At 43.7% G+C, this 22,165-nt stretch carries 24 protein-coding genes, 1 pseudogene and 1 CRISPR repeat array (1 of these 26 only partly in view); of the genes and pseudogenes, 5 read left to right on the forward strand and 20 right to left on the reverse strand.

Annotated elements, in window-relative coordinates:
* Positions 1-1,006: direct repeats of the CRISPR family, unit length 36 nt; unit sequence GTTTTCTTCTGCTCTACAAACACATAGGTCTAAAAC (it extends 949 nt beyond the left edge of the window).
* A 57-nt stretch (positions 1,007-1,063) separates the two neighbouring features.
* The 5 genes and pseudogenes from PQI28_RS11210 to PQI28_RS11230 all read right to left on the reverse strand — a co-directional run bounded on the left by PQI28_RS11210 (position 1,064) and on the right by PQI28_RS11230 (position 8,223).
* A complete protein-coding gene (locus PQI28_RS11210) occupies positions 1,064-1,933 on the reverse strand; it encodes a hypothetical protein (protein WP_339963332.1) in 870 nt (289 codons plus the stop codon).
* On the reverse strand, positions 1,930-2,235 hold the full coding sequence (cas2, locus tag PQI28_RS11215; RefSeq protein ID WP_339963333.1) for a CRISPR-associated endonuclease Cas2: 306 nt from the start codon (positions 2,233-2,235) through the stop codon (positions 1,930-1,932). Before cas2 ends, PQI28_RS11210 begins: the two co-directional genes overlap by 4 nt.
* Before the next feature lie 11 nt (positions 2,236-2,246).
* Positions 2,247-3,105, reverse strand: a pseudogene (gene cas1, locus PQI28_RS11220) (type II CRISPR-associated endonuclease Cas1).
* Positions 3,106-3,120: 15 nt separating this feature from the next.
* A complete protein-coding gene (gene cas9 / locus PQI28_RS11225; protein ID WP_339963334.1) occupies positions 3,121-7,284 on the reverse strand; it encodes a type II CRISPR RNA-guided endonuclease Cas9 in 4,164 nt (1,387 codons plus the stop codon).
* 300 nt (positions 7,285-7,584) lie between these two features.
* On the reverse strand, positions 7,585-8,223 hold the full coding sequence (locus tag PQI28_RS11230) for a plasmid pRiA4b ORF-3 family protein (RefSeq protein ID WP_339963335.1): 639 nt from the start codon (positions 8,221-8,223) through the stop codon (positions 7,585-7,587).
* Between the two features lie 146 nt (positions 8,224-8,369).
* On the opposite strand from PQI28_RS11230, the gene PQI28_RS11235 reads away from it, so the two are divergent.
* Positions 8,370-8,993 (forward strand): glucosaminidase domain-containing protein, encoded by a 624-nt coding sequence (locus PQI28_RS11235; RefSeq protein WP_214696933.1) that lies wholly within the window; start codon positions 8,370-8,372, stop codon positions 8,991-8,993.
* A gap of 198 nt (positions 8,994-9,191) precedes the next feature.
* Here PQI28_RS11235 and PQI28_RS11240 read toward each other — a convergent pair whose 3' ends face one another.
* Positions 9,192-10,205 (reverse strand): ABC transporter permease, encoded by a 1,014-nt coding sequence (locus PQI28_RS11240; RefSeq protein ID WP_339963336.1) that lies wholly within the window; start codon positions 10,203-10,205, stop codon positions 9,192-9,194.
* Positions 10,198-10,926: an ABC transporter ATP-binding protein gene (locus PQI28_RS11245; RefSeq protein ID WP_339963337.1), complete on the reverse strand. Its 729-nt coding sequence runs from the start codon at positions 10,924-10,926 to the stop codon at positions 10,198-10,200. The genes PQI28_RS11240 and PQI28_RS11245 overlap by 8 nt, the downstream gene beginning before the upstream one ends.
* A gap of 171 nt (positions 10,927-11,097) precedes the next feature.
* Here PQI28_RS11245 and PQI28_RS11250 point away from each other — a divergent pair, with 171 nt between their 5' ends.
* Positions 11,098-11,697: a TetR/AcrR family transcriptional regulator gene (locus PQI28_RS11250; RefSeq protein WP_339963338.1), complete on the forward strand. Its 600-nt coding sequence runs from the start codon at positions 11,098-11,100 to the stop codon at positions 11,695-11,697.
* A gap of 40 nt (positions 11,698-11,737) precedes the next feature.
* Here PQI28_RS11250 and PQI28_RS11255 read toward each other — a convergent pair whose 3' ends face one another.
* A complete protein-coding gene (locus tag PQI28_RS11255) occupies positions 11,738-12,121 on the reverse strand; it encodes a hypothetical protein (RefSeq protein WP_339963339.1) in 384 nt (127 codons plus the stop codon).
* 186 nt (positions 12,122-12,307) lie between these two features.
* Here PQI28_RS11255 and PQI28_RS11260 point away from each other — a divergent pair, with 186 nt between their 5' ends.
* The 3 genes from PQI28_RS11260 to PQI28_RS11270 all read left to right on the forward strand — a co-directional run bounded on the left by PQI28_RS11260 (position 12,308) and on the right by PQI28_RS11270 (position 15,382).
* Positions 12,308-13,804, forward strand: coding sequence for a phytoene desaturase family protein (locus tag PQI28_RS11260; protein ID WP_339963340.1), 1,497 nt, complete (start codon positions 12,308-12,310; stop codon positions 13,802-13,804).
* Between the two features lie 114 nt (positions 13,805-13,918).
* The gene (locus PQI28_RS11265; protein ID WP_339963341.1) at positions 13,919-14,644 is read left to right on the forward strand and encodes a hypothetical protein; all 726 of its coding nucleotides are present in this window, start codon (positions 13,919-13,921) and stop codon (positions 14,642-14,644) included.
* Positions 14,645-14,653: 9 nt separating this feature from the next.
* On the forward strand, positions 14,654-15,382 hold the full coding sequence (locus tag PQI28_RS11270) for an ABC transporter ATP-binding protein (RefSeq protein ID WP_339963343.1): 729 nt from the start codon (positions 14,654-14,656) through the stop codon (positions 15,380-15,382).
* A 111-nt stretch (positions 15,383-15,493) separates the two neighbouring features.
* Here the strand turns inward: PQI28_RS11270 and PQI28_RS11275 are convergent, their stop codons facing one another.
* From PQI28_RS11275 to PQI28_RS11330, 12 genes are all read right to left on the reverse strand, one after another.
* Positions 15,494-15,970 (reverse strand): hypothetical protein, encoded by a 477-nt coding sequence (locus tag PQI28_RS11275; protein WP_339963344.1) that lies wholly within the window; start codon positions 15,968-15,970, stop codon positions 15,494-15,496.
* On the reverse strand, positions 15,963-16,454 hold the full coding sequence (locus PQI28_RS11280) for a hypothetical protein (RefSeq protein WP_339963345.1): 492 nt from the start codon (positions 16,452-16,454) through the stop codon (positions 15,963-15,965). Before PQI28_RS11280 ends, PQI28_RS11275 begins: the two co-directional genes overlap by 8 nt.
* 58 nt (positions 16,455-16,512) lie before the next feature.
* On the reverse strand, positions 16,513-16,983 hold the full coding sequence (locus PQI28_RS11285) for a hypothetical protein (protein ID WP_339963346.1): 471 nt from the start codon (positions 16,981-16,983) through the stop codon (positions 16,513-16,515).
* 129 nt (positions 16,984-17,112) lie between these two features.
* Positions 17,113-17,586 carry a DMT family transporter gene (locus PQI28_RS11290; protein WP_339963347.1) on the reverse strand — a complete coding sequence of 158 codons (474 nt, stop codon included), beginning with the start codon at positions 17,584-17,586 and terminating at the stop codon, positions 17,113-17,115.
* A 12-nt stretch (positions 17,587-17,598) separates the two neighbouring features.
* Entirely contained in the window at positions 17,599-18,258 is a 660-nt protein-coding gene (locus tag PQI28_RS11295; protein ID WP_339963348.1) for a Crp/Fnr family transcriptional regulator, read from the reverse strand.
* Between the two features lie 12 nt (positions 18,259-18,270).
* Positions 18,271-18,696 carry a DMT family transporter gene (locus tag PQI28_RS11300; protein WP_214786096.1) on the reverse strand — a complete coding sequence of 142 codons (426 nt, stop codon included), beginning with the start codon at positions 18,694-18,696 and terminating at the stop codon, positions 18,271-18,273.
* A 12-nt stretch (positions 18,697-18,708) separates the two neighbouring features.
* Complete coding sequence (locus PQI28_RS11305) at positions 18,709-19,647, reverse strand: DMT family transporter (RefSeq protein ID WP_339963349.1); 939 nt, start codon at positions 19,645-19,647, stop codon at positions 18,709-18,711.
* Between the two features lie 106 nt (positions 19,648-19,753).
* Positions 19,754-20,236, reverse strand: a complete 483-nt coding sequence (locus PQI28_RS11310) for a hypothetical protein (RefSeq protein WP_214696982.1) — start codon at positions 20,234-20,236, stop codon at positions 19,754-19,756.
* Positions 20,211-20,711, reverse strand: a complete 501-nt coding sequence (locus tag PQI28_RS11315; protein WP_339963350.1) for a hypothetical protein — start codon at positions 20,709-20,711, stop codon at positions 20,211-20,213. Before PQI28_RS11315 ends, PQI28_RS11310 begins: the two co-directional genes overlap by 26 nt.
* Positions 20,708-21,211, reverse strand: coding sequence for a hypothetical protein (locus tag PQI28_RS11320; RefSeq protein ID WP_339963351.1), 504 nt, complete (start codon positions 21,209-21,211; stop codon positions 20,708-20,710). The genes PQI28_RS11315 and PQI28_RS11320 overlap by 4 nt, the downstream gene beginning before the upstream one ends.
* Positions 21,212-21,220: 9 nt before the next feature.
* Positions 21,221-21,679, reverse strand: a complete 459-nt coding sequence (locus PQI28_RS11325; RefSeq protein WP_274664984.1) for a hypothetical protein — start codon at positions 21,677-21,679, stop codon at positions 21,221-21,223.
* Between the two features lie 13 nt (positions 21,680-21,692).
* Positions 21,693-22,142 (reverse strand): hypothetical protein, encoded by a 450-nt coding sequence (locus PQI28_RS11330; RefSeq protein WP_274664985.1) that lies wholly within the window; start codon positions 22,140-22,142, stop codon positions 21,693-21,695.
* Positions 22,143-22,165 lie beyond the last annotated feature (23 nt).

Consider the following 22,165-nt stretch of genomic DNA (forward strand, 5'->3'; position numbering starts at 1 on the left):
ACATAGGTCTAAAACTGGAACTGCATCTACTCCGTACAACTACTAGTTTTCTTCTGCTCTACAAACACATAGGTCTAAAACTTTATGCGTTATCGAACGACCATCGGATTTGTTTTCTTCTGCTCTACAAACACATAGGTCTAAAACTCATTGCGGACACGGCGCACCACAAGTTAGGTTTTCTTCTGCTCTACAAACACATAGGTCTAAAACGACTGAAGAGGTCTTTGAACCGTACCGTCTGTTTTCTTCTGCTCTACAAACACATAGGTCTAAAACCACCCCAGTACCCGTTCCGAATACCTTTACGTTTTCTTCTGCTCTACAAACACATAGGTCTAAAACTCATCGTGGGCGTGAATACATCACGATTTAGTTTTCTTCTGCTCTACAAACACATAGGTCTAAAACTCAAGAACGTCATTCAGGGCGCGTTCACATGTTTTCTTCTGCTCTACAAACACATAGGTCTAAAACTCGGGAATTGTGCGAGTTGTGTTCCGTTTAGTTTTCTTCTGCTCTACAAACACATAGGTCTAAAACTAGCTCGACCGCCATCTCCTTACAGACCCGGTTTTCTTCTGCTCTACAAACACATAGGTCTAAAACTTGCATCGATGACCTTGCTCGATTCTCGCTGTTTTCTTCTGCTCTACAAACACATAGGTCTAAAACTTGCGCCCGCAATCCCCTTTTTAATAGAGGAGTTTTCTTCTGCTCTACAAACACATAGGTCTAAAACGTTAGGCATGACAGAGAACGAAGTCAGACTGTTTTCTTCTGCTCTACAAACACATAGGTCTAAAACTGCGGCGATTGCCGCTGCTTTGATGGCGTTGTTTTCTTCTGCTCTACAAACACATAGGTCTAAAACCTACCTCCCTTACGCCAACCCTTTGATGCGGTTTTCTTCTGCTCTACAAACACATAGGTCTAAAACCTGGCAAGCATCCCGGGCATCGGTATCATTGTTTTCTTCTGCTCTACAAACACATAGGTCTAAAACCTCAAATTTCAGGTTGATTTGTGGTTTTAGATTTGTTCTTGTAAAGGTTCTCTCTACTTATAACTGTTTTAGCACGCTTGAAATCGCTTTTTGTTCTTCGATAGAATAAAACGAAATGATTCCTAGAATCTCAGCAACGGTTTTTTCTAAGGCCTGGGATTCATTCGAGTAAAAAAGTTGTTGTTCACGAATCACTTCTGATATGGGATAACGCTCTCCTAGGTTATCGATGATTTGTAGATGTTCCAGTTCACTCACCGATTTCATAAAATGATAATCACTAGTCACAACAAGTACCGTCACGGAGAGATTGTGGAGAAATTCGATGAACTTTTGCTTTTCATATCTAGACATCCGATGTTCTGGATAATCCAAAATCACGAGATTGCAATCAGGGTTCATCTCTAAATGTAATGTTATTAAAGTCTCTTTTATATTTCGAGAATGCGTGTTCCAATTTTCATCTACCTTAGAATGTAACTCGAGTGGGATTGACTCAATCAATCTTAATAACGAAAACTGTTCAACCGAGAACTCTAATTCGTAATTTTTAAGCAGATCATCAAAATTTTTAAAATGAAATAATTGATATAACGATCGATTTATTTCTTCATGAGTTGAAAATAGTGCAGAATCCTTTTCAATCGCTTCAGCTACTTTCCCATGAACCAATTTTAAAAATGGACGCTGGGTGACGATATCTTGGTTCATCGATCCTATATAAAGAATTTGCGAAGATTTTAAACTTTTACCATCTTCAGACTTAATCTCTATCTCCAGCTCTACTTCATTCTTTACTTGTTTTACTAGACGTAATAACGGTTCATTCCAAAGCTGATACCACCTTTGGTTTTCAAAATGAACGACATTGACTTCATAATCATAGATAGGTATCAATAAATCATCATTTTTACAGTTGATAATCATAAGATAATCTTTCGCTCTGTTGAAGATTCGACATTGGTCTGTTTTTCACCTCTAAGTACAACAATATCCGCATACTGCTTTTCGGTAATACTTAATAGTTGAATATTCCCTTGAGGAGGGAGATTTGCTCGAAGTTGCTTTTGGTAGCTATTAGATACTGAGTGATTTAGAACGAGTTTACTGTATACCGAATACTGCTCCATTACAAAACCCTTTTCGATTAAGAACTTGCGGAATCGACGATACTGCCTTTTTTGAGCAGATGTGTCTACTGGCAAATCAAACATTACAATCAATCTCATGTATCGAAAACTCATCCTTTCTTCACCTTCTCCCAATGCAACGTTATAAACTTCTTCTCTTTCCCGTTCAAATTATTAAATACACTTTGGCAATACAATTCAATTGCATTCGGTAAATACTGAGCTTTCCCATCAATCTTCACTTTGTCGTTGACTACGTCTAATAAATAATGACGTTCTTTTTGGGTGAAAGAATCTTTAACAATTTGTTTGACGCGTTGATCTACAAGTGGTCGAAATGGCTCCATCAAATCATATGCTAAATTGTATGCATTAAATTCATTTTTGTGTTTGATTCCTAACTCAGTCAAATACCCTTTCGCTGCAATAGTTCGAGAAAAATAACTTGCCAAAATGGCGTATCCATAATTAAGGGCCCAATTATTCGGATCTTCTTGCCCCCTGATGAATGTACACTTTCGCAGCTAGACCTTCTCGATTTGTCACATCACCTATCTCAATTTGATTGATATACTCTGATAACAAAGTATCCGTAATGTGAAACTCCTTTAATGTCTGAATTTGCATGTATAATTTATGTTGAATAATCTGTTTCCAAGTTCGATTCTTTGATTCTTCAGTCCATACAATCTGTCTATTAATATTTTTCACTCTATGAAAGTTCCCATGCAACGGAAGCATCATCGTTGATGGATGATGCTTATCGTCGCAGAGAATTAATGAGATATTTTGTTGCGCAAGTTGGTTCAATAAAATACCTGAAATCTTCACTCTCGGATTTTCTAGTACAATCGCATCAAGTTCACCTAAATGAACTTTATGTGTTCCTTCAGGCATTGTGACAATCAAATACCCCTGCTGTGATGATAGTCGTGACTCTTGCGTAATAATAAGATTACGAAACCCCATATCGCACCTCACTAATCAATAGACATACTCCCCATTTCTTTTAATCACTTCGATTCGTTCATTTAGTCCTGTAATGGACTGGGAAATTAATTTCACATTGTCATTGTTCAAAACGTTAATGCTTAATCGTCCCATTCCACTCCACTCATCTACACGCTTACTTGATGGCTGCAGTACATCAATCATTTGTTGAGATGCACGTCGAATCTCTTCGGCCAATGGAGAAACGGAGACTACCATACCTTCTAAATTGAGAAATTGATTCTCATCATCGTTTACCGAGTCAATTTTTTCTCTTATGTTTTTTAAAGAAGTACTCATTTTTTGAAGTTGACCTTCTGATGCAAATGGAAAATGGTTTACTATTTTTTCTTCTAAATCATTCAATATAAAGAGTACATCTGCTATTTTCACATCTCGCTGAAGTGCATTCAATTTTCTCAACATACCCTGTGAATAATGAATTTGATTGGCATTCCTTACTTCTTTTTTAGAAAGTAAGTGGGCCGGGTAGTCATTCAAAAGAACTAAGGTATTTAACGGTAGCCGTTTTATGATACGAACAGACTCTTCTTGATATTTTCCGCCCAATTCTTGATTGAACCGGTTATTTAATGTTTCTTTCTTTTCTTGGTTTCTTTCATACTGACTGATTGACTCAAGCCGATACTCTGTAACGTATTTCTTTCCTTTCTTTACACCTATTGAGCAAAGTATAGTTTCTGCTACTGTGACACCACTATAGACACCTAAATATTGCTTACCAACACTTCCGGGCAATGTACTGGTTTTCGATTTTGGTGAATATAGTGTTTCGTTCCAAAACTTCCGATCATCCCCGTTGGATTCAAGCTTTCTTGTGACACAGAAACGAGAATCGTCTATTTGTTTTACAAGCCATTGATAAATCGCCGTACTGTCTGCCGCAGTTAATACCTCGCCATTAGCATTAATTAATCCATTCTTCTTCATTTCTTTTACAATCCAACTTGTTTTCTTATGGTTCAAATGATGATGTTGATTGAAGGAACGATATTTTTTCCAATACTCCTCTCCATCAATCCATGACCCTTTGCCTATAGAAAATATAAAATCTGCAATTACAGCAACCATGTAAGCATCTACAGCATGGTGTTTATCATTTGTCTCACGAACTTTTTCAATACCTAATTCTTTTTGTACCTTCATACTCATTTGAGCTTTCAATCCAAGGATATCTGGTTTCGTTTCCTCATTTTGATAGCGATGTCTTAGTAGCTCTAGAACATGTTTTGTTATTTGTCTTGTTTCTACTAGTTGTCGATTAATAAACCCTTGAGCCATCGTAGGTGTAATCGTTTCAATCAGTAGATTGTGATATTTTTTGCTAGAGATTAATCCCTTCTCGTGTAAAGAATGCCATTCTCTTTTCATTTCTGCATGCCGTTCGGAAGGTATAACTTCTAGAGGCATTAAATGTCCCGCTTTATCTTGATTTAGTTTCTTTTTAACAAGTACTTTGTTATCTATACTGTCGTCTAACGAAATACTGTAAGGGATAATGTGGTCGATTTCATAATCACCAATCCGATCGATATGAAGCACTTCATTAGAATATGCACAACGCGTCCGCTGCATTAGATACAACCATACTTTTATATTCCGAAAATCAAAACTCTCACCTTTTAATTGTTGCAGCACTTTATCCTCGGGCATTTGATTCAGTAGTAATTCCCACTGTTCTTCCCGACTCTTAGTTCGTTTTCGATTAAGTTGGTCTTCACGAGCAGTTTCGATAATAATCCGTTTCGGTTTCCCAAAAATCTGCTCTAACTCTTCAATCAACTGAAAAGCTTGCCAAATCCCTCGTTTGATTGCAGGAGATCCCGCCAAATCCTGAACCCATTCTAATTTAATTTGAGTTTCATCGCCTCTTGTTTCAAGGTTGTACTTTTCGATTATTTGACCGAATCCAAACTTCTTGGTAGTGATTACTTCTTGGAACCCGAAACAAATTTCATCTTTGTCTTTTCCTAATTTAGATTCTAACAACATGGTTTGAATGACATTTCGCTTGTTCTTCGCTGACATTTCAACTAGAAGACGACTCGAGAGGCGTCCCCAGCCTGTATAATTTAATGATAAAACCCTTGTAACGTTATCTAAATGAGGGTAAGTTTGTTCAATTTTACTCTTCAACATTGCACGATTATTGAACACTGTCACCCAAAGAATAAGATGTTCCGCGATTTCAAATCTATTAACGTGTTCCGAATCAATAGAATCAGAAAAGACTTTCATCGGATCGATTTCACCAATGATTTGACTCATCTCTTGCCAACTCTGTAGCGAGGAAGAAAATTCAGTTTCTTTTGCAGTTCCTGAGAGTTTCTTTCCATCAAGTTGCTTGCTCGCCTCGCGAATTGTGACTTTTTTATGTGTCAAAAACAACTTAAAGAGTTCATCGCGTTCTGGTTTACTAATACGTTTACCGTCCACTTTTACTACATTTATTTCATTAAGTACTTCAAACAATTGATAGGTCAGTGACTGTTTTGGTAATGCCTTTTGTTGATATAGAAATGTACAGTTGCCAACCATCCGTGAAATAAAACGTTCTGCACTGGTTGCATGATCCACTGTTTCACTAAAGTTCCATGGACGAACATTTCCATCGTTTTTTTCCATCCATGCAAATTCAGAATCTCTATTATTGATTAAGGGTCCAACATAGTAAGGGATTCTAAACGAAATCAATTTAGTCACTTTTTCGAATACCTGATCATCTAAAAATGAATAATATTCTTTTTGGTTGCTTAATATTTTTTCAGCTTCTGCTAAATGCAATTGATAAGGAATTGTTCCATTATCCCGACGATTTAATTTTCGTAGAAATGATCCATTTCTAATTTCAGTTAATATATTTGTTTTGCCTATTGAATCTTCTACTTGTTTTAGAATCTTCTCCATTTCTTTGCTAAACTTCTCATGGTCAAGTATATTTACTTTGGAGTTCACATCACTATAGTTGTAACGATCTAACAAACAGAATTTCTTATATAAGTCTTTTTGCCGAGTTTGCTTCCACAGTTTCATATCTTTTTTAGAAGTTAAGAACACTTCCTTATAAAGATCTTCTTCATGTTTCAATATTCTTTTAAGACTTTTTAATTGTTCCTTGTAGTCATCAAACTCTTTTACTTTAGCTTCTGAAAGATAAGTGCTACCTTTCATGACATCTTCAAATACAAGAGAGGTATACAATTGCTGTAAATCACATATATATTGTTTTTGGGTATCGTCCAAAATATCAGAAGCTTCTTCTAGTTGAGCATCTAGTTCTTTGTCAAATTCGATTTTTACATCTTCACCATCGATTCCTAAAAGTTTGTTTATTGAAAACTTCATTCCTAACAAAGCTTTTGCATATATCTCAAGAGACTTATGCATAGCTTTCACTTTCTTCGACCGATCATTTCTAGTTTCATTGACACTTCTCAAAATACTGATCAATTGTTCTGCTTCTTCATTTTTTAAGCGAATCGGTTCTTCCGAATATTCATCAGAAATTTGTTCAATCACTGTTTTGAATTGAAGGGGATTGACAGAAAGAAGTTCTTTCAATTCCAATGCTTCTTGGATAAAGTGACCTCTTTTTTTCACGATGTGATGTAATGCTAGATACACCAAACGTAGGTCAAACTTTTGATGTGGGTTCGAAATGATGGCATAACGTAAATGAAACATGGTCGGATACAAGTGACATAACTCTTGATACTCTTTCTGATTGCGAGAAATTAATTTTAGTGTCTTTTGAAGTGAGTGTTCTGTGATATCTCTTTGGTATTGCGCGACTTCATCTAAATCATGTTCATCAATCAATTCGTGGGCTCTTAAAAAATTTTCATCTATAGTATTCAAACCCTCTTGAAAAATTTCTCCTAGATATTCTAGCCTTTTTTTCCTTCTATTAATTCGTCTACGTCCACCTCGTTTTAATCGACGATGTTCGGCTGTATGTCCTTGATCAAATCTACGGACACCCCATGCCTTTTTACCTTTATATACTGGTATTTGATATGAATCATCGATAACTGCCCAGCCTACTGAACTTGTTCCAATATCCAAACCAATCGTATAATTTCCCTCATATCGACTTTTGATGTTCTCAGCATATTGATTTCTTGATTTTATGCTCATGCGAAGCAGCCTCCTATAATTGATCTACAATTAATTTTAGATTATCACTATTTCCTTTAAATGTAATGAAAATATTTTACAAGGGTATGTTTGACATATTATATTTTTAGTTTTATACTATTCCTGTACGGTTCTTCTGCTGTACAAACACATAGGTAAGTTAAAATAAGCTATAAGCGTAACAGCGGCGTTTTATACGCCTCACCCCAATGACTCGTCATTTGGGGTTTTTTATTTTTGTTTTCAAGTCTGTATACAAAAAACCGAATCGCATCGCAACTCGGTCTCTTCACGCGCTATTTATTTTTTTACTGTCACATACACTTCCAGCATATGATTGATTTTATCGATATCATACGCCTGAACACCTTCTGACGCTTCTTTATACTCTTCATGTTCTGGATGCGTCGGGTCGGCCAGAATGTCGCGAATCATCTGATTTCCTTCCCAACCGCCAACGCCTTCGTGAGGCGTCTCTCCAACCCACTCCGTCACCGTCGGGTATGGATTAGGATAATCTTCAATTACTCCTTCAAACGCTAGCTCGTGCGTCCAGTCTTCTCCATAATCGTACGTGTAGTAAAGAACCGGATGCTTTTCAATAATTGTTGGAAGTTTAATATTTTTCATGTGCCTTACTTTCACTCGCTGTAAACGGCGCAACATAAGACGCTCAAACTCGCTCAATTCTGATTTACTCTTTAGATAGGCTAGATGTTCTTTGTGATCATAGACCTCATCAGGAAAAAGGACGAAGCGAAACGTTGGCTCGTGAAGATCGTCTTCAAACTTTGCCAAATGTTCATCATCCCACCACATCACTAGTTGTATCGCATCATGGAGTCGCTTGAAATTCGTTTCGGCCGGAATGACAAATCGACGCCATATCGGCTCATCTCCATCCATTAAGCTCAATTTAAACTGATAAGCTCTATACACATCATTTCCTCCTATTTCTTTATACGCTTACTATAAACAAGAATGAATATATACGATCCACAATAATCATTGTAATAATGGGTCAATATTACTTTTTAATGGTATTATTTCTCAATGGATAGGATTCGTTTAGGAGGGTACATATTATGAAAAAAGTGTTCGGCTTTATCATTGTTGTTCTTCTGGTCACTTCATCTTTCGTCTCGACTGGATCAATCGTTGAGGCGGCCCCAAAGAAGCAGAATCGTGCTATCATGGGAGTATCGGCTTTGACTCCGCAACAAATGGCGGATTACGTAAAACAAAAGAATCCTCGTGATGTCCGGCTCGCGAAAACGTCTGTCGAAGATTTGGCGAAACTTTTCGTCATCATCGGTGCAAAAGAAGGCGTCCGTGGTGATGTTGCGTTCGCGCAGGCGCTGAAAGAAACAGGGTATTTCCGTTATGGCGGCGATGTCCTTCCAAAGCAGCATAACTACTCAGGGATTGGGACGACTGGGAACGGCGTGAAGGGACACTTTTTCCGTTCACCACACCAAGGTGTAACCGCTCAAATTCAGCATCTAAAGGCATACGCCTCAAAAGATGCGCTGAATATGACAAAAGTCGATCCACGCTTCCACCTCGTCAAACGGGGCTCTGCGACGACTTGGCCATCACTGCATCGAAAGTGGGCCATGCAGCCAAAAGGAAATTACGGAAACGAGATTCTTTCGATTTATCAAGAAATGTCGAAAACACCGAAACGTGTCGCTAAAGCAAAACGATGAAGAAATGTAGGGGTGAAAGAACGTGACGTGCAAACAAGTTAGACTCGCGAGCGGAATCGCACTATTCGTGACCGGCGTGATGTTGTTACTCAAGCGCTAATGAGCATTTCGGGCAATTGTCCGAGTGCTTTTTTTGTGGATAAACAAAAAGCCATGGCGCTCGATAAGTACCACGGCTTTCGCTAACGTTTATTTAACTCAATGTCCTCTGTATTTTCCGAGTGCCCGCATATTTAAGAGATACAAGACACCTGCATAGAGAATCAATCCGAGTAAATACACCCAAATCCCCGAGAAGCCGCTACCGTAAATCATGACTTCCTTGATTGCCGTCGCCCCGTAAAAGATTGGCATGACGTAACTCAAGTTCCCGAGACCATATGGAATCAAGTCGAGTGGAATGAGTCCCGAGAAGAATACTTGCGGGATGATGGTGAACGGAATCATCTGCACGACCTGTAATTCCGAACGGGCAAACACCGAGATGGTCGCCCCGAAGAGTACCGCCGTACCCGCCATGAGTAGCATCGTCAACATGACCCACGCCATATTCCCAAGAGAAGACAGACCGAGCACATAAATCGAATAGAGCACGATGAAAATCGACTGAACGACCGCAAACACGCCGTATCCGAGCGTATACCCTAAAATAACCTGACCTCGCTTAATCGGAGTCATTAAGAGTCTTTCAAGTGTACCGCCACTGCGTTCTTTGACGAGCGCCATCGCAGATAGGATGAACACGAAGAAGAACGAAAAGAGAGAGAGGAAAACGAATCCGAACGAATCGAATGTGGACTGGTCTTCTTCCCCATAGACGAATGACGTGTCAATCTCGGCTGCGGGGTTGAGTGTCGTCAACGCATCCTGAATTTCACGAACGGCTTTCGACGACTTCGTCGACGGCTCACGTAATGTGATGGTCGTTCCTGCTTGATCCATTTCAAAGACAGCATCGACGCCTTCATTGTCTTCGATGTATGCTTTGGGATCATCGAACGTTACTTGTTCCACCTCGAGCGTCTCATCTTCAAATGCATTGACGAGCTGTTCTGGTGCGTTGTCATCAAGGACGACAGTTGGCACGTAATCCGAGTCACCGAGTAAGAAGTAGACGAGTGTCAAAATCAGAAGCGGTGCAATCAAGATCAAGGCCACACTTCGTTTATCATTCAACGTTTGAAAGATGACACGTTTCGCTAAGTTACGCATGACCATCCACCTCCTCTTTCCCAGCAATCAAGAACAATTCTTCCACGCGACCATTCTCGGTCTGGTCGAGCAAGTCCTGTACATGGTCATAGGCAATCAACCGTCCATTGTAGACGAGCGCGGCACGGTCACACTCGAGCACTTCATCCATGACGTGCGTCGAGACGATGATGGTCGTACCTTCTCTCCGAATCACTTGAAACTGATCCCAAATTTGACGACGTAAGATCGGGTCAATTCCGACTGTCGGTTCATCGAGGAACAACACGTCTGGCTTATGCAAGATAGCAATGGCTAGCGACAGACGTTTTTTCATCCCGCCTGAAAAATTACGGACGAGCTTATGCCGATCGTTCGCCAAATCGACAAGATCGAGTACTTCTGTGATGCGATCTTGGAGTGCCTTTTTTCCTAACTTATAAATTGAACCGAAGAAAGCGAGGTTCGCCTCGGCCGACAAGTCTTCGTACAACCCATCGTTTTGCGGCATAAATCCGATTTGTTGGAGCATGGCCATATTCGGCATCTTCGTTTCACCGATGTGGACACTTCCTTTGTCCGGTGCGAGGGCGCCGATCATGAGTCGGATGAGCGTCGTCTTCCCCGATCCAGATGGTCCGAGCAAGCAGCAAATCTCACCGGACGGAATCGTGAAGTCGATGTTGTCGATGGCGAGCTGGTCACCGAATGACTTGTCGACGTGTTGCAATTGAATGTTCATGCTTATCACTCCTTTTCGGCGCCTCATCGTGTATACTCAAGATAATCGACACCGTGTTGGTTTATAAGTTCAGTATAGACCTCGTTCACGGTGGCAACAATCGTCAATATCAGTCATCGTGTTGGTTTTCCGACAGATGGTCTGAATATGTTGAAGAAAAGGAGAAAATGGATGGAACAGACTGATTTACGCGTCATCCGTACGAAAAAATTGATTAAAGATGCTTTCTTTAGTCTCATCGAAGAGCAAGGATTCGAAGCCGTCACCGTCAAGCAATTGACCGAACGGGCTGGAATCAATCGAGGTACGTTCTATAGTCACTATGTGGATAAGTTCGAGTTGATGGAGAAATGCGTCGCTGAAATTTTTGAGGAAGCCGAACAGAAATTGATTTATCACTTGCCACACATCTTCGGAGACGAACGGACCGACAACTCGTATCATTACCTTGTCCCGTTTATCGGCTTCATCGAAGACAATCAAATCATCATGAAACCGCTCCTCGGACCAAACGGAGACCCGACATTTCAGGCAAAGCTTCGAAAGTTCATGCAGGCTGCCTTGTTTCAGCGCTCTCCAGTAACTTTGTTTGATCCGGATAAGATGATGGTCCCACCGACTTATCTCGTCGCCTATCTCTCATCAGCTCACATGGGGGTCATCTACGAATGGCTGAACAATCCGTCTTCGGAAGAAACGGCGGAAGACATCGCTCGGATTATCTATACGATCACGTTTGAAGGACCACTCGTCGCTGGTGGTGTGAAGTGAAACAATTAAAGCCTCCCGCACACGTTGCGAGAGGCCCTTTTTACGGAATGCGAACATGCACATGCAAATTCCCATTTGCTTCAGTTGTCTTCTGGTATGCGTTCTGTACTGCCTCTAAATCATGCCAGGCAATGCGGTATGACTTTCCTCGCATCCCTTCAAACTCGAAGGCGAGATGTTGTAAATCCGACATACCTAGGATACGGTCAAACGTTCTACCTGGACCATCCCATTCCAGTTGGTTTGCTGAATCCTTTAATACGAGGTCGAGTCCATGCATCACTTTTTCTTTGATCACTTGTCCATCCGCGGCAACACGTACCCCGTCTTGAATATCATGCATCCGACACGATTCCATATCGTCAAACGGGATCGTGATCTCATCGCCGTTCGCAAAGTGAAGCGTGATTGTTTTTACGATCATCTTAGATTCCTACTTTCGTTCAGTCTCTGTTCCCTTACTATACAAAACTTTTCCCGATTCAGGGATGACATCTTTGTGGATGTGGCAAATCCGTAAAAGCATGTTCGATTCATTTAGAAACGGGAATAGAAGAGGTAGCAATCATTCTGTTTTTTGAAAATAATACTTCGGAAAGGCGGCGAATATATGCAATCATTGGATAAGTCGGTCATCGTCATCGGCGGAGGGCTCGGTGGATTGTCAGCAGCCATCTCGCTCGCTCAAAAGGGATACGACGTCTCACTCTACGAAAAGAACGACCACATCGGAGGGAAAGTGAATCGTCTCGAACAAGACGGATTCGGCTTCGACCTCGGACCCTCGATTTTAACGATGCCCCATATCTTCGACAAGCTGTTCCGCGGAAGCGGCAAACGGATGGAGGACTATGTTTCCATCAAGCGGCTTGAGCTCGAATGGCGCTCGTTCTTCCCGGACGAGACCGTGCTCGACCTCTATCATGATCTCGAACAGATGCAACGCGCGAATCCTTCCCTCTCTCGAAAAGACATGCAAGAATATCGTGAACTGTTAAATTACGCAGCCCGCATTTATAAGACGACCGAGAAGGGCTACTTGGCTGAAGGGTTTGAGTCACCTTTAGAAGCCGTCATGAAGACGGGGATCTTCCCAACGCTCTTTGGGTTCGATTTGACGTCGACCATGTATAGCGCCATCAAGAAGCGCATCAGTAATCCGCATCTTCGGGACATGCTGTCGTATTACGTCAAATATGTCGGGTCGTCTCCTTATAACGCACCGGCCGTCCTCAACATGATGATTTACATGCAGTACGCCCAAGGCTGTTGGTACGTCGAAGGCGGGACCCACAAACTCGCGGAAGGATTGACGAAGCTCGCCGAAGAAATCGGTGTGAAGCTACATACCGGTCAGGGCGTCGTCCGTGCCCATTCAGTGAATGAAAAGATTACAGCAATCGAGCTTGAAGATGGACGTCTCCGTTCGGCCGATTATTTCGTCTCGAACATGGAAGTCATTCCGTTCTATCAGAAAATGGTCGACGCGGACGAACAGTATGTCGACAAGCTCGTCGATAAATACGAACCGGCCAGCTCTGGATTCGTCCTCCATCTCGGCGTGAAGAAAGCCTACCCTCAGCTCGCACACCATAACTTCTTCTTCTCCGAAAACTTGCATGAGCAGATGGACAAAATTTTTGAGAAACACGAGCTTCCAGACGACCCGACGATTTACCTCGTCAACGTCAATAAGACCGATGCGACTCAAGCGCCACCGGGACATGAGAACATTAAAATCTTGCCACACATCCCGTATATCCAAGACAATCCGTTCACCGAAGAAGAGTACGCCGCCTTTGAAGAGCGTGTACTCGATAAGCTAGAACGCATGGGGCTCGATGGCCTGCGTGAACATACGGTGACGCGTGACGTATGGACGCCTCATGATATCGAGCGGACGTATGGCTCGGACAGGGGAGCCATTTATGGAACGGTCGCTGACAAGAATCGGAACGGTGGCTTCAAGCATAAGAAGCAGAGCGAACTCTACCATAACCTCTACTTCGTCGGAGGAACTGTCAACCCGGGTGGCGGTATGCCGATGGTGACGTTGAGTGGTCAGCAAGTGAGCGACAAAATCGCAAAACGTGACAAAGTGAAATAATTTTCTTCAATCCCCCATTCGATGTGAGGGATTGTTTTTTTGAAACTTTTTCCAATCATCTTCCGTATATTGTGCTACGATACAAACAATTAAACATACAAACGGAGGAACAGGATGCATCAAATCACAAGTTATTTCTTTATGTATGCCAAAGTTGTCGTCACGGATAAAGTTCCATTCTTTTGGACACTCGGGATTCCACTTGTCATCGCTTTGACGCAGTCGTTTTCAGATATTCGCCAAGCAACGACAGCGGAATACTACCCAGGACTCTCTTATTTCTGGGTGTATATTATTCTTGCTACATATGTGAATGGTGTAGGTATCGAACTCGCCCGCATGCGCGAATATGGACTGATGAAAACATACGTGATGATTTCCGGGAACAAGATGACGTACGTCATCGCCGTCATCTTGGCGCAACTTCTATTCGCCTCCATCAGCCTACTTTTATTCACAACGGTCGTTACGCTCGTACACGGGTTCTTTTCGTTCAAGTTGATTGCAACGTCTCTACTCGTATTGATTGGGAGTATCCCGTTCGCGGTTGCCAGTGTCGCCATCACGACGCTTCCAGTGAAAGTATCGAGTCTCGGAACGTTCGCAAACATTCTGATGTTCCCACTCTTTTTATTGGCAATCAAGTCACCTGATCAATGGTTCAGCTTCCTCAACCCGTTCTATTCGCTCCATGAATTCGCGCTCGGGTTGCTGCATCTAACGACTCAAGTCAATCTCTCGTTCGGAGTATGGGCGACATTCTTTTCCGTACTCGGTTACTTCATCATCGGTGCGATTGCGTTGAAACGCTTTAGTCTCGTCTCACTCATCACACGCTAGGAGGTTCTTATGCACGTAAACCAACTCACTTATCGCTATCCGAAAGCGACACGTCCCGTGCTCGACGGCATCTCGTTCACCCTGCAACCAAATAAACTGAACGTGTTACTCGGACAAAACGGTGCCGGGAAGACGACACTGTTTGATTGTATGACGGGTACCCTTCCCGTTGACAAAGCGTCACTCGACCTCGTCCCGACGACGGACATGCTCTATTTGACACAACTCATGTATAACCATCATGAGTTGACAGGGAAAGACTTCGCCTATTTCATCGGACGCCTATCAAAGCGCCCCGACTTTAAGAAACTCGAGTCTTATGTGAATAATCTCTCGACGTCCCGAGAACAAGAACTGTTCGAACATCTATGGACGATGAAACTCGGAAAGATGTCGGTCGGGGAGAAGAAATGGCTCTTCGTGACACTTTTGTCTTCCATCAAGCGTTCCCTCTATTTATTTGACGAACCGACGAGCGGGGTCGACCCGGCATCACGTATTCAAATTATGCGTCGCCTGCAGCGACTCGTCGAGGAAGGCAAGACGTGCCTCATCTCGACGCATCAGTTGCATGACTTGGCTCAACTTGATGCCCACGTCATCTTCCTACACGGCGGACGTATTTTGTATGAAGGGAACTTCCAGGACTGGCTCAAAGAATCTGGAACGACCGACCCGGATGAAGCGTTCGTTCGGATGGTCGACACACCACTCGATGATGTGGCAGTGACACGATGAATGACTCGTTTTGGGAACGACACCGGTTCACATTCTATACAATCGGCATGGTCGTCTGCGGTTTTCTCATCTCCATGTTCTCATGAAAAAAACTCAGCCTCTGACGCTCTGTCAGGGGCTGAGTTTCTGTTTACCATGTGCTTGTCGTAACTCCCGATTGGTCACATGCTCCGGATCCGCTTCCCGTAATTTACGGTCCATCGGGATGTACAAGATGAGAAGTGGAATGACGCCAATCAATGCGACACCGAGTAACTCCTGCATCGAACCGAATACGAACCACGTGAGGAAAGTAAATATACCAAGTGACCCAAACATGGCGACAATGATAAGAAATTCTCGGCGCACGAGGCGTTGATATTCCTCGTCTTCGTTGAATGTGCGTAACAGTTTCATCCGTCGCCATGCTTGATAGAGCATCGGCAGTTGGGTCACGAGAAAAGAGAAGGCAACCGTCGTCACCGTGATCCCTTTTATGACCGAAACAACCAGTAAGAGAAACAGACCGATGATCCCGAATATCGCGCTGATCCCTCGGGCGTCAAGGTCCTGTTCGACCATTTTGGGGAGACGCTCTTGTTTATCCATTCACCTTCCTCCTTTTTTGTTTCTTCCGCTCAAATTGGACATGGCCGAGCTCGACACCCGTCACATGTAACGGGTCGATTTCTTTTAGCTTGCGGTCTAAGCGAACGCTTAACGTCAACAAGCTGATGATTCCGATAAACGCTGCGATGATGAACGTGAGTAATGTAATCCATTCAAGCTCTATACAAGCAATCAGGATGAGAAGCAGAAGCGGCTGAGCAAAATTCAATAAAAACTCGAACCGCACAAGTTGTTGGTATCGCGTGTCCTCGTTAAATAAAAGGAGTAACTTTTTGCGATGCCATGCATGATACAAGAGCGGAACTTGTCCAACGAGAAGCATCGGTAACAATAAGAGAATATCCGTCTTCCAAAAATATAAAAAGAAGAGCAACATGACGCCGATTAACGGAATCACCATTTGTCTCTTTCGTTTCTCATCATTTTTCAACATTCGTTCTAATCTAACTTCATGGTCTACCATCGAATCCCCCTCGAGTGTTCTCGTTATTTTTAGGTACGAAATCTATTCTCGATTCGTTTCATTCCTTACGCTTCTCCCGATTCATCAGTCCCAATAAACTCTCGACGACATGTTCGTCATCAATCTTCAGAACCTTCCAATCCACCCATGACTCAAGAAGTAGGCAACCCGCAATGAGAACAGCTCCACCAAGGCTCATCGTGTCTAGCGTAATGTACTTCAGTGAGTAGAGCGCCAACATCGACATGACACCAATCAAGAGAACGAACTGTACGGTGCCTTTCAAATAGATGAATCTTCGGTATATAGTCGAGTCATTGAATTGTAAAAATAACTTAAGTTTGTGCCACGTCGCAACCAGAAGTGGCATGAACACTGCCGCACAAATGATGAACAAGGACAGGTTCATTCTTGAGTCATTGAACCATAACCAAAGTGCTGTCACTACACCGACTATCATCACAAAGAGCGGACCTTTTTTATTCCACGATTTGTCGTACAAATACTCCATTCGTTCTTCTCGTAACACATCACACACCTCCAACAGTAAAAATCATCCAATTCTCTCTGTATGTTCATCTTAACAATCTAAAAACAAACTTTCGAGGATTTTCCATTAAAAAGGAAAAAGCACCTGATGTGGATCAGATGCTTTTCGTTATCCGGCTTTCGAAACTTTCGCTGATGTGATGGGTGTCTTCCCACTCAACTGAAACACGAGCACTCCACCAACAATCAACACAATCCCGACGGCTGTCTTCCATGTGAACGGGACGGCCGTCAAACCGAACCATCCTAACGTATCCCAGAGGAGCGCGAACAAGATTTGAGACACCATGACGATTGAAATAGCATAACTGGGTCCGAGCCGCTCGACACCTTGCGTTACACTCATGACGACCCCGACGCCAAGGATTCCGCTGAACCAGTACCATGTCTCCATCTCCTCTACTCGGAACAAGGCACTCCCTTCTTGGAATAGACCAATCAGTAGCGCTGCTAAAAATCCGAGTCCAAGGACGAGTGTCGTCGTCGCCCACGCACCAACACGCTTTTTAACATTGGCGTTAAACGTATTTTGTACACAGACGAGCATTCCGCCGATGACAGCAAGCATCATCCCAATCGCCATGGTTCTCCCCTCCTATTCATAAATACTCTCCCCGACAATCTCCAACAACCCTTCCCGGTCGATGATGGTAATCATCCGCCGATTTCGTTCAATCAATCCTGCCTCGACGAAACGCCGAAGCGTCCGGTTCACATGACGATAACTCGTCCCAATCAAATCAGCGATATCCGTCAATTGATCGACCGTCGAACCTAGCGTTTGGTCATCTGGCGTCATCGACAATAAATAACTCGCCAAACGTACTTCGACAGGATAGAACAAGTTGAAGCTGAGGGACTGCGACTTCCGTTCGAACTTTCGCGTGATTTCTTCCAATAAATAATGTAACCAGGCGACTTCTTCGTGCGCGTGACGTACTAAATCCTCGAATCGGATGACGAGCATCTCAACTTCTGTGACAGCTTCAACCGTATTCAAATAAGGGGTCCGTTGAATATATTCGATGTCCCCAATCAAATCGAGTGGATATTTGAAAGAAAGGACGAGTCGCTTACCGGTAGCGGAAGTATGAGAGACGCGAACCTTCCCTTTCACTAAGAAACGGAGATGCTCCGCTTCATCGCCTTGCGTACAAATGACGTCTCCCGGCTCGTATCGGACAAGCTTCAATTCTTGTTGCGCAGCAACGGGCAAAACGTCTAATTCAAATTGCTTCACATACGCCTCAACCATATACGTTTCCCCCTACCATTTTAATAAAATGACCCCCGCAATCATCATGAACACCCCGAACAACTGCATCCCGTTCAAGTTCCGACGCACCATCCCGAACCATCCACGCCAGTCGATGACGAGCGCGAGCGCCAACTGCGCGATGAGGAACAAGGAAATCGTGAGCGTGACTCCGAGCTCGTGGACGGCTGTCATATTACTGAACAAGATGATCGCCGCGAACGCTCCGCCAGATAAATAGAGCGGGTTCACGTGACGCATCTCGATATACGTGCGGTCGCGCAACGCCAACATGACGAGGAGCGCGACGATGAATCCCGTGAACTGTGTCAACGTCGCCGCTTGCCACGTCCCAATCTGTGAACTGATTCGCGCATTCGCAACACTTTGTAACGTCAGAAAGAAGCCTCCGCTGATTGCAAATAACACTCCTCGCATCGTTCTCCCCCCTTAAGATAGACGAATCAATACAATTCCGATCACCATGACAATCAGACTGATGATTTGCACACCGGTGACCGGGTTCTTCTTCGCTCCGAACCAACCGAAACGGTCAATCAGTAAACTTCCACATAACAGTCCGACAATGACGATGATGACAGCAATCCCCGTCCCGACGATTGGAACGATCAGGACGTTTCCTCCGATGAAGAGCGCCCCGATGATCCCACCGAGCCAGATCCACCACGGTTGACCTTTCAGTTGACCGAGTGGAACGAGTTGACGTGAGACGAGCAAGATGAGCAAGAGCGCCATCGTCCCGACAACGAATGAGACCAATGCTCCTTTCAGTGCCGATTCGAGCACCGTTCCCAAATAGCCGTTGATGGCCGTTTGCGTGGCACTCATCATTCCTGTAAAAATTCCAAACAGTCGCCAAAGGTTCAGATTCCCCGTGTCCGTTTCCATCGAGACGACCAACTTGCCTCTTCGGCGGTTGAGCCAGTCGGATAAGGCGACCGTTCCGATGACGCCAAGTAAGACGAGCACGACCCCGAACAAGCGTAACGCCGTGATCGGATGCTCAACGGAGTTGAACCAACCAAAATGGTCAATCAACAACCCCATTAAAATCTGACCAAAGATCGGCATGATGACCGTCTGGACACTCCCGAGTCTCGGGAACAGCAAGATATTTCCCGTTAAGAACAAAACACCTAACAGTCCACCGATCCACATCCACCCTGGACCTTCCTGAATCACCGAGCTATCAAACCCGAATGACTGTCCGGTCAAGAGGAGTAACAGAGATAAAAAGATGGTCCCGACGGTAAACGATAAAAACGATGCGACGAACGGGGAGCCAACCACTTGGCGCAAACGTGAGTTCACACTCGTCTGCATCGGTAGCAAAATCCCAATCGTCAATCCAATCAAAATAGCTAACATGAATGTCTTCCTCGATTCTTCTACTAGTTCTCTATACATTGTCAGCTTACGCCTTGGCACCCAAGAAGAAAAGGACCGATGTCCTCAAATAAAAAAACGAACCCTTTCAGGTGTTCGTTTTGGACTCATGGAAACGCTGATCGCGTGCTTCACGCAATTCTTTCCCAAGTACGTGATGCACATCGAACTTGTGAAGCTTTTGATTGATAATGTATGGTGCCAAAATCGACAGCCCACCGATCCCGAATAACACGGCAATGGCAACGACGGGCGACAACGAATCAGCATAATAGGCGGCTAGTAGGCAGATGGTCGAGACGAAGCAGAGCCATTGGATTCCAAAGTCTGTATACACCAGACGTTGATAACGGGCATCCTCGTTAAAGGTAAGAAGCAGTTTTGTCTTCCGCCACTCGAGACAGAGATACGGAAAAAAACTGATGAAGACGATGAGCGGAGCGTACAGTCTGTACTGCGCAGCGATGAGGAATGTCATCACGACGGTCGCGATGGCGACGCCCCACCGCCAACGCCAATGACTGTCATCCTGTTTGAGCAACTGTTCAATTCGCTTTTCTTTCGTCAGCATATGTACTCCCTTCGTAAGATCGATAGTGCTTCGTCACCTCATCCCGTGTCGGTTGGTCCGGGTCGGCTTGTCGTAATTGCCGGACGGTCTGATAGTGGGTCCATGCTAGCAGGACAATCCCTAGACCAATGATGCCCAGGACGATGAAGCCTAGACCGATTGACAAAACCTCAAGGCGACTGAGAAGGACCATTCCTATGACCACTCCAATCCAGTAAGAATAGAGGCGGTACAAGCGTCTCGTGAGTAACTCGGCTTTTCCGGACGTCAAGGTTTGCAACTGTTTACTTTCTTGACGTGTGAGATACATGAGTCCAGTCGCTGCTAGCGTCGACCCGATTCCCCATATCCACCATGTGTCAAAACCGAGCACAAAACTGTTACAGATAACTAATGCTGCTGTAAGCCATATGCTCGTATTTTGATACATTTTCCGATATGCCCCGATATATTGAATTCGTTCTTGTTTTGTCATGACTCTTTACGACCTTTCCTTGAAAAATCATCTAACGTATGTTTCAAACGTTCTCGGTTTGTCCGGGTCCATTCGCCCGATGTGACGTGGTGCTCATCAAGCGCGGACTGCTTTCGGTCAATCCAACATGGAATCAATATGAGACACGGTCCGCCGACGAGGAGCGTCCAACTCATCCAAGGTAAGAGATCGATTCCGTTGAAATGCATGACAATCAAATTCACGAACCACATCAGACTGATTAACATGACAGTAAAATCGATACGCAATAGATGATGGTAGCGTGTCGATTCGTTGAAGGATTGCTGTAATTTCATCTTGTTCCATTCAAGCCATGTCGCATAAAGAAGTGCGACACCTGGTAGGAGAATGCTATACGAACTCCATGTCGACAGAAAATAAATCGATACGGCTAACATGACTGCACTTACGATGATATTCAGACGGGTGAAGCGCTTCTCAAACTGCTCGATTTGTTGAAGTCGTTCAGCTTTGTCCATGGTGTCACCTCAGTCTTTTACGAAGTCGAGTTTGATTTCGCGACGCATCGGTTGTTCCGCGTCATACTCGGAAATCTGTCTGTCGAGCATCTTCTGTAAGAAATGCAATAAGATGACTCCACTTAAGAAGACGACGAATAGCGACCATCCCGGCCAACCGATTAGAACGATGAATGGAAAGAGGATGGCTAATAAGACGAGTAGCCCCATTTCCGATACATACTGCCAATCGATGATCCGTTTGGCTTGTTCAACATTCGTTAACTTCCTGACGAAGCGACGTTCTCGTCCGATGACGTAAAGCATAATTGTTAGTACGAGCGCCAACGGGATAGTGTACATCGGTTCTCCATTAGATTGAAGCACGAGTACGACAAGTCCACCTGTCAGTATTGCAAGAATTGAGCGCAACAAAAGCCAACGCTGCTGATAACGATAAATCGTATTGATCCGTTCTTGTTTATTCATCTCATTCATCCTTTCAGAATCGTCGAATCTCTCGACGTGTCGGTTGTTCCGGGTCGAGCCAGCGGATTTGTTGATCGAGCTTCTCTTGAGCCCATAAGATATAAAGCAATGCCCCACCGATGAGGACCGCAGGAATCCAAGACCACTCTATGATTCGAATGGCCAACGGATTCACCAGTCCGAGCAATGCGATAAAGAGGAAGTCCAGATGATACTGCAGTGTCACGACACGTTTCACCTGTTCTTGCTCCGACAATTGACTGATCGCCTCTGCTTCATTCGAAAAGAAGTAACGCGTCGCAAGTAACACCCCACCGATGATTGCGAACCCAATCCAAATGTTCCCGTCCGTTCGCATGAGGAAATAAACCGCAAGACCTGCCGGAAGTGCTAAGAGTAAGCGTTGCAGGAGTCGCTTTCGATTTGATCGTTTGATTGTATGTAGTCGTTCTTGCTTGTTCATCTCATTCACCTCTTATTTCACTA

It is taken from the genome of Exiguobacterium sp. USCH10, from assembly GCF_037619445.1.
In the GTDB taxonomy this organism is placed as follows: domain Bacteria; phylum Bacillota; class Bacilli; order Exiguobacteriales; family Exiguobacteriaceae; genus Exiguobacterium; species Exiguobacterium aestuarii_A.